The organism is Salmonella sp. 741265116_PST (assembly GCF_046567715.1).
Taxonomy (GTDB): domain Bacteria; phylum Pseudomonadota; class Gammaproteobacteria; order Enterobacterales; family Enterobacteriaceae; genus Salmonella; species Salmonella enterica.
In genome coordinates this window covers 131,663-145,185 of record NZ_JBKFPH010000009.1, presented here as the reverse complement: position 1 = coordinate 145,185, position 13,523 = coordinate 131,663, and the positions used below count along the sequence as shown (strand labels likewise).

The window sequence follows — 13,523 nt, the reverse complement described above, 5'->3', positions numbered from 1 at the left end:
AAACAGCCTTTTTAATCAGTCAGTTAACCGATAATTTGTTTCACCATGCCCGCGATGTTATTGCGTTTGTTGCCCGGACATGGAACATCGTTTTCAGCGTTCCGGGCATGAACAAGTGGCTGCATCGTAACGGCTTCACTTACAAAAAGCCGTCAGGCGTCCCCCATAAGTTCAGTGAAGAGAAACAAAGACAATTTATTGAATATTATGAGGAACTGAAAGAAACCGTGGGTGATGAACCGGTTCTTTTTATTGATGGAGTCCATCCAACTCAGGCCACTAAAATCAGCTACGGCTGGATATGCAAAGGCCAGAAAAAAGCAGTAAAAACAACAGGCAGTCGTACGTGGCTGAATATCATGGGGGCGCTGAATCTGAAGACCCCGGAATACCCGCTAATCTGCGAATATAAAACGATTAATGAATATAACGTATCCCGTTTTTTCAATGAGATACGAAAGGTTTATCCTGATTACAACCAGAAAATTCACGTTATTCTGGATGGCGCAGGTTATCACCGTTCACAGTTAGTGAAAGACTGGGCGGAGGTGGTAAATATCAGGCTACATTATCTTCCACCTTACAGTCCGAACCTGAATCCGATAGAGCGAACGTGGAAGTTAATGAACGAACATGCGCGGAATAATCGTTACTTCAGTAGTACGAAGGAATTCAGGGACGCAATATCTGAGTTTTTTAACCAGACGCTGCCGGATATAGCAGGTTCTCTGTCATCCCGAATTAATGATCACTTTCAGGTGCTGAAATCTGCATCTTGAGGTTTATTGGGTATAAATTCTGATATTACAGTTACTTTCAATCTGGCTGACAACATCAGCAGCGATGTCGTTAGCCAGATAACGTCGCATCACCATAGTGATAAATCACTCCATCATGATTATAGTTTGCTTATTATTCACCTGAGCATCAAATTCTATTTCTTAACTTCAATATAAGGTAAAAATACGTCAAGTTCTCTGGCGTAATAAATGTACTCTTGTCCGACGATTTGACAAGATGAAAACTTCATCACCTCTCCAGATTACATCTGAATATGAGGACAAGAGAAATGAAAAAACATGCTATTGCAGTAATGATGATCGCCGTATTTTCTGAGTCGGTTTATGCGGAGTCTACTTTATTTATTCCGGACGTCTCTCCTGAGAGCGTCACGACATCCCTTTCCGTGGGAGTGTTAAATGGTAAATCCAGGGAGCTGGTTTATGATACCGACACCGGGCGGAAGATTAGTCAACTGGATTGGAAAATAAAAAATGTCGCCACGTTGCAAGGGGATTTATCATGGGAGCCCTATTCGTTCATGACGCTGGACGCCCGCGGCTGGACGTCTTTGGCGTCGGGATCGGGTCATATGGTTGACCGTGACTGGATGAGCAGTGAGCAGCCAGGCTGGACCGATCGTTCAATTCATCCGGACACCAGCGTCAACTATGCTAATGAATACGATTTGAACGTGAAAGGTTGGTTATTGCAGGGTGATAACTACAAGGCGGGCGTAACAGCGGGTTATCAGGAAACCCGTTTTAGCTGGACGGCAAGAGGCGGGTCTTATATTTATGATAATGGTCGGTATATTGGTAATTTTCCTCATGGCGTGCGCGGCATAGGTTATAGCCAGCGTTTCGAAATGCCCTATATCGGGCTGGTGGGTAATTATCGTATTAATGACTTTGAGTGTAATGTACTGTTTAAATACAGCGACTGGGTAAATGCGCATGATAATGACGAACACTACATGCGCAAACTTACCTTCCGTGAAAAAACGGAAAATTCACGATATTATGGCGCTTCTATTGACGCCGGATATTATATTACCAGTAATGCAAAAATCTTTGCTGAGTTCGCTTACAGTAAATATGAAGAAGGTAAGGGCGGTACGCAAATCATAGATAAAACCAGCGGTGATACGGCGTATTTTGGTGGCGATGCCGCAGGTATAGCTAATAATAACTATACGGTTACCGCGGGGTTGCAGTACCGCTTCTAGACCACATCGGGATGTCATCGGTCATAACTGGCCGATGACGACTTTTTGCTGAACGTATGGCATGTCCGGTGATATTGCATAGTGGCAATAAAAGCAACATGAAAGGGGAACCGCTCGAAAGGTTATGCAGCAAGAAGAGAATTTCCTGGGTATCAATGGTGTCCCCTGCAGGAATCGAACCTGCAACTAGCCCTTAGGAGGGGCTCGTTATATCCATTTAACTAAGGGGACAACGCGGCGCCAGTATAGCGTTTTTTATTCGCCGGAGTAAGTGTAGCGCCGCCTGACTGGTTAAACCGTCGCCACTCAGCGCTGTTTTTCCGCTTTTTTCCGCTCCCGTTCCAGGCGCTCGCCGCGTAGCCTCGCTTCTTCCTTACGCTTATTGCTCATATCGTTGCGGATTTGCGCGTGGCTCATCAATGCGAAAATAAAGGTGCCGCCGCAGATATTTCCGGCAAGTGTGGGAAGGGCGAAGGGCCAGAGAAAGTCGCTCCAGGGCAGCGTGCCGTTGAAAACCAAATACAAAATTTCAACGGAGCCGACGACAATATGGGTGGTATCGCCCAGCGCGATAAGCCAGGTCATCAAAATAATGACCACAATTTTTGCCCCGCCTGCAGCAGGAAACATCCATACCATTGTGGCGATGATCCAGCCAGAGGTAATCGCGTTGGCAAACATCTCCGTTGGGCTATTTTTCATGACCTCCATACCAATTTTGACAAAGGCGTCGCGGGTCTCTTCATCAAATATAGGCATATATTCAAATGCCCACGCCGCAACCCCGGTGCCAATAAGGTTGCCCAATAAGACTACGCCCCATAAGCGCATCAGCAGGCCAACGTTACTCAGAGTGGGATTTTGCATTACCGGCAATACGGCAGTAACGGTATTTTCAGTAAATAATTGCTGGCGGGCCATGATGACAATGATAAAACCAAAGGTATAGCCGAGATTTTCCAGTAAAAAGCCGCCGGGAACGCCTTCAAGCTGCACGTGGAAAATCCCTTTCGCCAGGAGTGATGCCCCCATAGAAAGTCCTGCGGCAATGGCTGACCAGAGCAAAGCCATCGCATCGCGTTCCATCTCTTTTTCACCATCCTGGCGAATATGTTCATGAATCGCCATGGCGCGGGAAGGAAGACGATCTTCATCCACTTCAATCTCTTTACCGCTTTGTTTTTCTTCGCTTTCAACTTCCAGGTCACTGCTGTGCCGGTTAATTTTATCGTCGTTAAGGCTATCCATGATGATCCCTGCTGATTAACACATATTAATAAAGCGTAGCGGTTTTTCATTTACCCAGGCCGGGGCATTCTCCGAAAAAATAAAAATGATCACGCTCGTTTTTATCTGTTTCGTTAGAATAGGGCCGTCATGTTGTTGCGTTACCAGGCTATGCTCAGAGCAATGAGATCGCGCATATAGACATCGTTTGACGTGCTGTTAAAATCGCTCACACCTAAACAGGCGGATACGGTAGCGTTCCGTCATGGATGGCAATCAGCGATAGCCATAATTCACAGGGAGACATCTATGAAGCTTCGCCTGTCGGCGCTGGCGCTGGGAACCACACTGCTGGTCGGGTGTGCGAGTTCCGGTACAGAACAGCAGGGGCGTTCAGACCCATTTGAAGGGTTTAACCGCACCATGTACAACTTCAACTTTAATGTGCTGGACCCGTATGTTGTTCGGCCAGTCGCGGTTGCCTGGCGTGACTATGTTCCACAGCCTGCGCGTAACGGTTTAAGTAATTTCACCGGCAACCTCGAAGAACCGGCGATCATGGTGAACTATTTCCTGCAGGGCGATCCTTATCAGGGTATGGTGCATTTCACCCGTTTCTTCCTGAACACCTTATTAGGGATGGGCGGCTTTATTGACGTCGCGGGAATGGCGAATCCTAAGCTGCAGCGCGTTGAGCCGCATCGTTTTGGCAGTACGCTGGGCCATTATGGCGTGGGGTATGGGCCTTATGTGCAACTTCCGTTCTACGGCAGCTTCACGCTGCGTGAAGATGGCGGGGATATGGCGGATACCTTGTATCCGGTGCTCTCGTGGTTGACCTGGCCAATGTCCATAGGAAAATGGACTATCGAAGGGATAGAAACCCGCGCGCAGTTGCTGGACTCCGATGGTTTGCTGCGCCAGTCTTCCGATCCTTATATTATGGTGCGCGAGGCGTACTTCCAGCGTCATGACTTTATCGCCAATGGCGGAAAACTCAAGCCGCAGGAAAACCCGAACGCGCAGGCGATTCAGGACGAACTCAAAGAGATCGACTCGGAATAAACGGCAGTAAATAAAAAGGTGAGCGCAATGCTCACCTTTTTGATCCGCTTCAGAAAGAGATTAGAACGCGTAGTTAAAGTTAGTACCGAACAGCCAGGCTTTCCCTTCAGATTCAAACTGATAAGGGCCTTCATTAATTTTCACGCTCTGACCATGCATATAAGAGACGCCAACGTCGACAGACGCATCTTTATTAAAGGCGTAAGTCGTACCGGCGCTCAGCCAGAAACGGTCCTGGTCCGGAATAGAGATAGAACGGTTTTGCGCTGGTACCGGGCTGTCATCGAAGGCGATACCGGTACGGAACGTCCAGTTGTCATCGTAGTAATAGGTGGTGCCCAACGCAATGCGGTAAGCGTCTTTAAAGCCTTCATGCTTCTCAAAGAGCGTATCGCCAGCGGTCGATTTTGCCTTCAATTCCTGGAACTGACTCCAACTGGTATAGGCCAGGCTATAGTGGATAGCCCACTGTGGCGCCACACGGTTATAACCGGACACTTCCCACATTTCCGGCAGATTCAGCGTCAGGTAGCCTGACTGCGTCGCGCCGCCGGTTGCCGTTGGGATAGGCAGGTTAAATCGGTTTATACCGATGGGAAGATCGCTACTGTAGTTGCCTTTAAAGTCAATTTTGACTTCCGAGCGGTAGGTCAGCGCGTAGCGGTTATTTTTATCCAGTTCATAAAGGATACCGGCATTCCAGCCAAAGCCCCACTGATTACCGTTCAGGTGGGCAATCTTGGTGTCGCTGGGAATCTGACCCGCGACCGGCGCCAGCGCCGGATTCTGTGCCGCGACCAACTGGCCTAAATCGCCTGCAAAACGTTCGATTTTCGCGCGCGCGTATACTGCATCAAAGCCGAGGCCGAAGCTCCAGGCCTCATTTAAGCGATAAGCGCCGCTTAAATTCAGATTCATGGTTTCAAGATCGGTCGTACCGCCAACCGAGCCGCCGGCGTATGTGTCGTTAAACTCTGTCGCCAGACCATAGTTAGAGGTAATAGAAGCCCCCCAGCCAAACTGATCGTTAATCGGGGCGACAAAATGGACGTTCGGCACCCAGGCCGTCGGCGCGATGTTATCCGCATCTAACGTCCGACGAGATGGCGATGTCCCGCTAATATTAACATCAGGATCTATATAAACCGCGCCCGCTGAAAACGTCGGGCGGTCAAACATGGTAATTAACGCCGGGTTGCGGCTAACGTTACCCGCATCATCTGCGATTGCGCCTTCACCCGAATAGGCCCGGCCAAGGCCAGAGGAAGAAAATTCGTTTAACTGAAAGCCTGCAGACCAGGCCTGGGTGGAGATGATTGCCACTGCGACTGCGAGAGCAGACTTTGTAAACAGGGTTTTCTGGCTCATGACCATAACCTCATTGATTATTTTTATACAAACTATGTTACATGCTGTAACAGGAGCGCGAAGTGTAGGGTCTGCGGTACGACTTAGAAATCAGACCAGTGGCGAGAGTATAGGTCTGACCAGCCAGAATGTTGCAAGTATGTTTTTAAGATTTTTCAATTGTGATCTTAGAAACGAGATCTGGTTGGCAAAATCGGCGGGCTTAACGGTCACCCGATCGCACGATTTTTGTTTTAGATCATTTTTAAGTGTGATTTCGGTCACTTAACGCGTTTCCCACCATTAACGACTGGAGAGGCGAATGCCGGGAGCGTAAAATATCCCCATCGTTTATCTGGCACCCTGGGTGCAAATACAGAGGAAATCTACAATGAGTAAATGCAGTGCTGATGAAACCCCGGTTTGCTGCTGTATGGACGTTGGAACCATCATGGACAACTCCGATTGCACCGCGTCATACAGCCGCGTATTCGCTACCCGCGCAGAGGCTGAAGAGACGCTGGCGGCGTTAACCGAAAAAGCGCGTAGCGTGGAGTCTGAACCTTGCCAAATTACGCCAACCTTTACCGAGGAATCCGAAGGCGTTCGTCTGGATATTGATTTTGTTTTCGCCTGCGAAGCAGAAACGCTGATCTTCCAGCTCGGCCTGCGTTAATCCGTTCATTCACGACGCCTCCGTCATCATCTGGCGGAGGCGTTTTCTTTTTTTGTCGCTTCCCTTCACTGTGTCTTAGCTCCCACTTTCTTTTCTCTCTGCTTGGCTAAATGTAAAAAATTGGTTAAGACTGTGATCAGGTCAGACCACTAATTTATTTTTTACAGGGGAGTACTATGCGTCAGGCTTTACCGTTGGTCACCCGCCAGGGCGATCGCATTGCTATTGTCAGTGGGTTACGAACCCCCTTCGCTCGTCAGGCCACTGCATTTCATGGTATTCCCGCTGTTGATCTCGGCAAGATGGTGGTAGGCGAGCTGCTGGCGCGCAGTGAAATTCCAGCCGATGCCATTGAGCAACTGGTTTTTGGTCAGGTAGTACAAATGCCGGAAGCCCCCAATATTGCGCGCGAAATTGTGCTGGGTACGGGAATGAATGTTCATACCGATGCCTATAGCGTAAGCCGCGCCTGCGCCACCAGTTTTCAGGCGGTAGCGAATGTGGCGGAAAGCCTGATGGCCGGCACGATACGCGCGGGTATCGCTGGCGGCGCAGATTCGTCGTCGGTACTGCCAATAGGCGTGAGTAAAGCCCTGGCGCGGGTACTGGTTGATGTCAATAAAGCCCGGACGACCCGCCAACGGCTGACGCTTTTTTCTCGTCTGCGCTTACGCGACCTGCTGCCCGTTCCTCCCGCCGTTGCTGAGTATTCCACCGGTCTGCGCATGGGCGATACCGCCGAACAGATGGCGAAAACGTATGGTATTACGCGTGAACAGCAGGACGCGCTGGCGCATCGTTCACATCAGCGCGCCGCGCAGGCATGGGCGGAGGGTAAACTGGCGGAAGAAGTGATGACGACCTATGTGCCGCCGTATAAAAACCCCTTTGCAGAAGACAACAACATTCGCGGCACCTCCACGCTGGCGGACTACGCCAAACTGCGTCCCGCTTTTGACAGAAAACATGGCTCTGTGACCGCCGCCAATAGTACACCGCTGACCGACGGCGCTGCCGCCGTTATTCTGATGACCGAATCCCGCGCTAAAGAGCTGGGGCTGCGCCCGCTTGGTTATCTGCGCAGCTACGCCTTTACCGCTATTGATGTCTGGCAGGACATGCTATTGGGGCCGGCCTGGTCAACGCCGCTGGCGCTGGAGAGGGCCGGGTTGACGATGGCCGATCTGACGCTTTTTGACATGCATGAAGCGTTTGCCGCTCAGACTCTGGCGAACTTACAACTGCTGGGCAGCGAACGATTTGCCCGTGAGGTGCTTGGTCGTGCGCAGGCGACAGGGGAGGTGGATGACGCTAAATTCAACGTGCTCGGCGGCTCAATCGCCTACGGGCATCCTTTTGCCGCAACGGGCGCACGGATGATAACCCAAACGTTGCATGAATTACGGCGTCGGGGCGGAGGTTTTGGCCTGGTCACAGCCTGCGCGGCTGGCGGTCTTGGCGCGGCGATGGTTCTGGAGGCGGAATAATGACTACCACATCAGCTTTTATGCTTAACGTGCGTCTGGATAATGTCGCAGTTGTCGCTATTGATGTTCCTGGAGAAAAGGTGAACACCCTGAAAGCGGAGTTTGCCGCGCAGGTACGCGCCATCCTGAAGCAGATCCGGGAAAATAAAGCGTTGCAGGGCGTTGTTTTTATCTCAGCCAAAGCAGATAACTTTATTGCTGGCGCTGATATCAACATGATAGGTCACTGCCAAAACGCGCAGGAAGCGGAAACGCTGGCGCGTCAGGGGCAACAACTGATGGCGGAGATTCAGGCGTTGCCTGTTCCGGTTATCGCCGCCATTCATGGCGCCTGTCTGGGGGGCGGCCTTGAAATGGCGCTGGCCTGCCATCGGCGCATCTGTACCGATGACGTTAAAACCGTTCTTGGACTGCCGGAGGTACAGTTAGGGCTTTTACCGGGATCGGGCGGAACGCAGCGACTTCCACGGCTGGTGGGGGTCAGTACCGCGCTGGATATGATCCTGACAGGTAAACAGCTTCGCGCCAGACAGGCGCTTAAAGCCGGGCTGGTTGATGATGTGGTGCCGCAAACTATTTTACTGGAAGCGGCTGTCGAGCTGGCTAAAAAAGAACGCCTGGCGCAACGGACATTGCCGGTCCGTGAACGTATCCTGGCGGGGCCGCTGGGGCGTGCGCTGTTATTTCGCCTGGTGCGTAAAAAGACGGCGCAAAAAACGCAGGGTAATTATCCGGCGACGGAGCGGATCATTGATGTGATTGAAACGGGACTGGCGCAGGGCAGCAGTAGCGGCTATGACGCGGAAGCGCGCGCTTTCGGCGAGCTGGCGATGACGCCTCAATCGCAGGCGCTGCGCGCTGTTTTCTTTGCCAGTACCGAGGTGAAAAAAGATCCCGGTAGCGATGCGCCGCCCGGCCCGCTGAACAGCGTGGGCATCTTAGGCGGCGGGTTAATGGGTGGCGGTATCGCCTGGGTTACGGCCTGTAAAGGCGGATTGCCAGTACGAATTAAAGATATAAATACTCAGGGGATCAATCATGCTCTGAAGTACAGCTGGGATCTGCTTGAAACAAAAGTACGCCGCCGCCATATCAAAGCCAGCGAACGTGATAAACAGTTGGCGTTGATATCAGGTTCGACCGATTATCGTGGTTTCAGTCATCGTGATCTGGTCATTGAAGCGGTGTTTGAAGATCTGCCGTTAAAACAACAGATGGTGGCGGAAGTGGAACAAAATTGCGCTACTCACACCATTTTTGCCTCCAATACTTCTTCCCTGCCGATTGGCGATATTGCGGCGAATGCGGCCAGACCGGAACAGGTGATTGGATTGCACTTTTTTAGCCCGGTCGAAAAAATGCCACTGGTTGAGGTTATTCCTCATGCGTCTACTTCCGCGCAGACCATCGCCACGACCGTTAAGCTGGCGAAAAAACAGGGTAAAACCCCGATAGTCGTCAGTGATAAAGCCGGGTTTTATGTTAACCGAATTCTTGCGCCGTATATCAATGAGGCGATTCGGATGCTGACTGAAGGCGAACGCGTCGAACATATTGACGCCGCCCTGGTAAAATTTGGTTTTCCGGTGGGGCCAATCCAACTTTTGGATGAGGTGGGAATCGACACGGGCACTAAAATTATTCCTGTGCTTGAGGCGGCGTATGGAGAACGTTTTAGCGCGCCTGCAAATGTTGTTGCTTCAATTTTGAATGACGATCGCAAAGGTAGAAAAAATGGTCGCGGTTTCTATCTTTATGGCGAAAAAGGGCGTAAAAGCAAAAAACAGGTTGACCCTGCTATTTATAAGCTTATTGGCGTGCAAGGGCAGAGTCGACTGTCTGCGCAGCAGGTGGCAGAGCGCTGTGTCATGTTAATGCTTAACGAAGCGGCTCGCTGTTTCGACGAAAAAGTGATTCGCAGCGCGCGCGATGGCGATATCGGCGCCGTGTTTGGTATCGGTTTTCCGCCGTTTCTCGGTGGCCCGTTTCGCTATATGGATGCTCTCGGGCCGGGTGAAATGGTGGCGACATTACAGCGCCTGGCCGCACTTTACGGTCCTCGTTACGCGCCTTGTGAGCAATTAGTGCGTATGGCGGAGCGCAGGGAGCATTTCTGGACGAATGGGGAAACTGACCAGGGAAATTGAGGTCAAAGAGAATATGAATCCGCACTGAATGCCTCCTTAGTGGCGAAATAATAATCAAGGATTGACTATACTTACGCCATTGAGGTAAAAAACAGCGTTTCATTCGGTGAATGGATAAGGCACAATGCCGGCCACCGCATTTTTGCCGCAGCCAATAGGGGCATGTGGTAAGCGTGTTGGTGAAACTGGTTAACAAAAGCGGTGCAATATGCAAGTTTTTATCATGCGTCACGGCGACGCAGCCCTCGATGCCGCCAGTGATTCGGTTCGTCCCTTGACCCCTTGTGGGTGTGACGAGTCTCGCCTGATGGCGAACTGGCTGAAAGGTCAAAAAGTGGATATCGAACGTGTTCTGGTGAGTCCGTTTCTTCGGGCCGAACAGACGTTAGATGTGGTCGGCGATTGTATGAATCTGCCGGCTCAGGTGGATGTCCTGCCGGAGCTAACGCCCTGTGGCGATGTCGGTCTGGTCAGCGCCTACCTCCAGGCGCTGGCCAATGAAGAGATCGGATCGGTGCTGGTGATCTCTCACTTACCTCTGGTCGGATACCTGGTATCTGAGCTTTGTCCGGGCGAAACGCCGCCGATGTTCACGACGTCCGCAATTGCCAACGTTACGCTTGATGAAAGCGGCAAGGGGACATTCAACTGGCAAATGAGCCCCTGCAATCTGAAAATGGCGAAAGCGATTTAATCTTTGCTGCCTGATGGCGCTTCGCTTATCAGGCCTACGACAGCGCTGGCTGTTCGTAGGCTGGATAAGGCGCTTGCGCCGCCATCCGGCATTCCGCATCAGGGTAATTCGGGCGGTTGCCACTCTTCCACTTCAATCAACACCAGCAGCGCGGCGTCGCCGCCGTACTCTTTCGGTGCCTGATGAAAGGCCATCACATGCGGATGCTGCGCCAGCCATAACGGCGTTTGCTGTTTCAGAATATGTTTACCGTGTCCATGCATGACGCAGGCGCAAAAAATATGTTCCCGACGGCAGGCGGCAATTAGCGCCCCCAGTTCCTGCTTGGCCTGAAGCTGCGTTAAGCCGTGTAAATCCAGAAACAGTTCTGGCGAATAGTCGCCGCGGCGCATTTTTTTTAGCTCGAAATGGCTGACATCTTCACGGACATACTTTACCGGCCCTTCCGTATTGAGCAGCGGCTGGAACTCATCAGAAAAATAGTGGCTGGCGTCCGCCTGTTCCTGAATTAACCTTCGGGTAGGGACTTCCGTGATTTTCTTGCGCAGCGGCCTATGGACGATAGTATCCTGTTTAATCTTTCGGGTGCCGACCATCAGCTGACGGAACAGCGCCTGGTCCTCCTCGCTGAGCGATGTTTTCTTTTTCATTCGTGGGTCTCGTCTGATCTTTTGCCTTAGTTTACCCGACCCGGAGGATATCCGAACGGTCAAAACGGATTTTTCGTATTCTCCCGCCGCGTCAATGCTGATTTATCCCTGTCTTCGTGGCAAACTAGCCGCCGAATTTAATGCGAGCATGCCCTGGAGGAATACGTGGATAAAATTTTCGTCGATGAAGCAGTAAGTGAACTGCATACCATTCAGGACATGTTGCGCTGGGCGGTAAGCCGCTTTAGCGCGGCGAATATCTGGTATGGACACGGTACCGATAACCCGTGGGATGAAGCGGTACAACTGGTGTTGCCGTCTCTTTATCTGCCGCTGGATATTCCGGAAGATATGCGGACCGCGCGGCTGACGTCCAGCGAAAAACACCGCATTGTCGAGCGAGTGATTCGTCGCATTAACGAGCGTATCCCGGTCGCCTACCTGACCAATAAAGCCTGGTTCTGCGGCCACGAATTTTATGTCGATGAGCGCGTGCTGGTGCCGCGTTCGCCGATTGGCGAGCTGATTAATAACCACTTCGCCGGCCTTATTAGCCAACAGCCGAAATATATTCTGGATATGTGTACCGGTAGCGGCTGCATCGCCATCGCCTGTGCTTATGCTTTCCCGGACGCAGAGGTTGATGCGGTCGATATTTCGCCGGATGCGCTGGCTGTCGCCGAGCATAACATTGAAGAACACGGTCTTATCCATCACGTGATGCCAATCCGTTCCGATCTGTTCCGCGATCTGCCGAAAGTTCAGTACGATCTGATTGTCACTAACCCGCCTTATGTCGATGCGGAAGATATGTCCGATCTGCCGAACGAATATCGCCACGAACCTGAGCTGGGGCTGGCGTCCGGCACTGACGGCCTCAAATTGACCCGTCGTATCCTGGGAAATGCGCCGGATTATCTGTCCGATGACGGCGTTCTGATTTGTGAAGTCGGAAACAGCATGGTACATCTGATGGAGCAGTATCCGGATGTGCCGTTCACCTGGCTGGAGTTTGACAACGGCGGCGATGGCGTCTTTATGTTGACCAAAGCGCAGTTGCTCGCGGCCCGTGAACATTTCAACATTTATAAAGATTAAAACACGCAAACGACAACAACGATAACGGAGCCGTGATGGCAGGAAACACAATTGGACAACTCTTTCGCGTAACCACTTTCGGCGAATCACACGGGCTGGCGCTTGGGTGTATCGTCGATGGCGTGCCGCCCGGCATCCCGTTGACGGAGGCCGATCTGCAGCACGATCTCGACAGACGCCGCCCCGGCACCTCGCGCTATACTACCCAGCGCCGCGAACCGGACCAGGTAAAAATTCTCTCCGGCGTGTTTGATGGCGTGACGACCGGCACCAGCATTGGCCTGCTGATTGAAAACACCGATCAGCGCTCGCAGGACTACAGCGCGATTAAAGATATTTTTCGTCCGGGACACGCGGATTATACCTATGAGCAGAAATACGGCCTGCGCGATTACCGTGGCGGTGGACGTTCTTCCGCGCGTGAAACCGCGATGCGCGTAGCGGCAGGGGCGATCGCCAAGAAATACCTGGCGGAAAAGTTCGGCATCGAAATCCGCGGCTGCCTGACCCAGATGGGCGATATTCCGCTGGAGATTAAAGACTGGCGTCAGGTTGAGCTTAATCCGTTCTTTTGTCCCGATGCGGACAAACTTGACGCGCTGGACGAACTGATGCGCGCGCTGAAAAAAGAGGGTGACTCCATCGGCGCGAAAGTGACGGTGATGGCGAGCGGCGTGCCGGCAGGACTTGGCGAACCGGTATTTGACCGACTGGATGCGGACATCGCCCATGCGCTGATGAGCATCAATGCGGTGAAAGGCGTGGAGATCGGCGAAGGATTTAACGTGGTGGCGCTGCGCGGCAGCCAGAATCGCGATGAAATCACGGCGCAGGGTTTTCAGAGCAACCACGCTGGCGGCATCCTCGGTGGCATCAGTAGCGGGCAACACATTGTGGCGCATATGGCGCTGAAACCTACCTCCAGCATTACCGTGCCGGGACGTACGATCAACCGGGTGGGTGAAGAAGTCGAGATGATCACCAAAGGGCGCCACGATCCGTGTGTGGGGATTCGCGCAGTGCCGATCGCAGAGGCCATGCTGGCGATCGTGCTGATGGATCACCTGCTGCGCCATCGGGCACAGAATGCGGATGTAAAGACAGAGATTCCACGCTGGTAAGAA

At 51.9% G+C, this 13,523-nt stretch carries 12 protein-coding genes and 1 tRNA gene; 9 read left to right on the top strand and 4 right to left on the bottom strand.

All coding sequences use genetic code 11. The features are described 5' to 3' along the window. The coding region (locus ACLD11_RS08925) for an IS630 family transposase (RefSeq protein WP_411014796.1) at window positions 1–779 on the top strand (779 nt) is incomplete at its 5' end. A 290-nt stretch (window positions 780–1,069) separates the two neighbouring features. Then, on the top strand, window positions 1,070–2,008 hold the full coding sequence (gene pgtE / locus ACLD11_RS08920) for an omptin family outer membrane protease PgtE (RefSeq protein ID WP_411011503.1): 939 nt from the start codon (window positions 1,070–1,072) through the stop codon (window positions 2,006–2,008). Window positions 2,009–2,164: 156 nt separating this feature from the next. On the opposite strand, the gene ACLD11_RS08915 is transcribed toward pgtE, so the two are convergent. Together ACLD11_RS08915 and ACLD11_RS08910 are read right to left on the bottom strand one after the other, a co-directional pair. Next, window positions 2,165–2,239: transfer RNA gene (locus ACLD11_RS08915), tRNA-Arg, on the bottom strand. 75 nt (window positions 2,240–2,314) lie between these two features. After that, window positions 2,315–3,256 (bottom strand): formate/nitrite transporter family protein, encoded by a 942-nt coding sequence (locus ACLD11_RS08910; protein ID WP_411014795.1) that lies wholly within the window; start codon window positions 3,254–3,256, stop codon window positions 2,315–2,317. Between the two features lie 288 nt (window positions 3,257–3,544). On the opposite strand from ACLD11_RS08910, the gene mlaA reads away from it, so the two are divergent. Next, complete coding sequence (gene mlaA / locus ACLD11_RS08905; protein ID WP_000776789.1) at window positions 3,545–4,300, top strand: phospholipid-binding lipoprotein MlaA; 756 nt, start codon at window positions 3,545–3,547, stop codon at window positions 4,298–4,300. Between the two features lie 60 nt (window positions 4,301–4,360). Here mlaA and fadL read toward each other — a convergent pair whose 3' ends face one another. After that, window positions 4,361–5,668: a long-chain fatty acid transporter FadL gene (gene fadL / locus ACLD11_RS08900; RefSeq protein ID WP_183059511.1), complete on the bottom strand. Its 1,308-nt coding sequence runs from the start codon at window positions 5,666–5,668 to the stop codon at window positions 4,361–4,363. Window positions 5,669–6,038: 370 nt separating this feature from the next. Here fadL and ACLD11_RS08895 point away from each other — a divergent pair, with 370 nt between their 5' ends. The 4 genes from ACLD11_RS08895 to sixA all read left to right on the top strand — a co-directional run bounded on the left by ACLD11_RS08895 (window position 6,039) and on the right by sixA (window position 10,651). After that, on the top strand, window positions 6,039–6,323 hold the full coding sequence (locus tag ACLD11_RS08895; RefSeq protein WP_000030904.1) for a YfcZ/YiiS family protein: 285 nt from the start codon (window positions 6,039–6,041) through the stop codon (window positions 6,321–6,323). Window positions 6,324–6,499: 176 nt separating this feature from the next. Further along, on the top strand, window positions 6,500–7,810 hold the full coding sequence (gene fadI, locus ACLD11_RS08890; protein WP_001248132.1) for an acetyl-CoA C-acyltransferase FadI: 1,311 nt from the start codon (window positions 6,500–6,502) through the stop codon (window positions 7,808–7,810). Then, on the top strand, window positions 7,810–9,957 hold the full coding sequence (gene fadJ, locus ACLD11_RS08885; protein ID WP_000214147.1) for a fatty acid oxidation complex subunit alpha FadJ: 2,148 nt from the start codon (window positions 7,810–7,812) through the stop codon (window positions 9,955–9,957). Before fadI ends, fadJ begins: the two co-directional genes overlap by 1 nt. 208 nt (window positions 9,958–10,165) lie before the next feature. Next, window positions 10,166–10,651 (top strand): phosphohistidine phosphatase SixA, encoded by a 486-nt coding sequence (gene sixA, locus ACLD11_RS08880; protein WP_001195800.1) that lies wholly within the window; start codon window positions 10,166–10,168, stop codon window positions 10,649–10,651. 98 nt (window positions 10,652–10,749) lie between these two features. Here the strand turns inward: sixA and smrB are convergent, their stop codons facing one another. After that, complete coding sequence (gene smrB, locus ACLD11_RS08875) at window positions 10,750–11,301, bottom strand: endonuclease SmrB (protein WP_000730794.1); 552 nt, start codon at window positions 11,299–11,301, stop codon at window positions 10,750–10,752. 165 nt (window positions 11,302–11,466) lie between these two features. On the opposite strand from smrB, the gene prmB reads away from it, so the two are divergent. After that, window positions 11,467–12,399 carry a 50S ribosomal protein L3 N(5)-glutamine methyltransferase gene (gene prmB / locus ACLD11_RS08870; protein ID WP_411014794.1) on the top strand — a complete coding sequence of 311 codons (933 nt, stop codon included), beginning with the start codon at window positions 11,467–11,469 and terminating at the stop codon, window positions 12,397–12,399. A gap of 35 nt (window positions 12,400–12,434) precedes the next feature. After that, a complete protein-coding gene (aroC, locus tag ACLD11_RS08865) occupies window positions 12,435–13,520 on the top strand; it encodes a chorismate synthase (RefSeq protein ID WP_411011500.1) in 1,086 nt (361 codons plus the stop codon). Window positions 13,521–13,523 lie beyond the last annotated feature (3 nt).

What these genes read in the sequence shown, in the direction of transcription:
- pgtE (WP_411011503.1), top strand. Translation starts at nt 1,070, where the DNA reads ATGAAAAAACATGCTATTGCAGTAATGATGATCGCCGTATTTTCTGAG.
- ACLD11_RS08910 (WP_411014795.1), bottom strand. Translation starts at nt 3,256, where the DNA reads ATGGATAGCCTTAACGACGATAAAATTAACCGGCACAGCAGTGACCTG.
- mlaA (WP_000776789.1), top strand. Translation starts at nt 3,545, where the DNA reads ATGAAGCTTCGCCTGTCGGCGCTGGCGCTGGGAACCACACTGCTGGTC.
- fadL (WP_183059511.1), bottom strand. Translation starts at nt 5,668, where the DNA reads ATGAGCCAGAAAACCCTGTTTACAAAGTCTGCTCTCGCAGTCGCAGTG.
- ACLD11_RS08895 (WP_000030904.1), top strand. Translation starts at nt 6,039, where the DNA reads ATGAGTAAATGCAGTGCTGATGAAACCCCGGTTTGCTGCTGTATGGAC.
- fadI (WP_001248132.1), top strand. Translation starts at nt 6,500, where the DNA reads ATGCGTCAGGCTTTACCGTTGGTCACCCGCCAGGGCGATCGCATTGCT.
- fadJ (WP_000214147.1), top strand. Translation starts at nt 7,810, where the DNA reads ATGACTACCACATCAGCTTTTATGCTTAACGTGCGTCTGGATAATGTC.
- sixA (WP_001195800.1), top strand. Translation starts at nt 10,166, where the DNA reads ATGCAAGTTTTTATCATGCGTCACGGCGACGCAGCCCTCGATGCCGCC.
- smrB (WP_000730794.1), bottom strand. Translation starts at nt 11,301, where the DNA reads ATGAAAAAGAAAACATCGCTCAGCGAGGAGGACCAGGCGCTGTTCCGT.
- aroC (WP_411011500.1), top strand. Translation starts at nt 12,435, where the DNA reads ATGGCAGGAAACACAATTGGACAACTCTTTCGCGTAACCACTTTCGGC.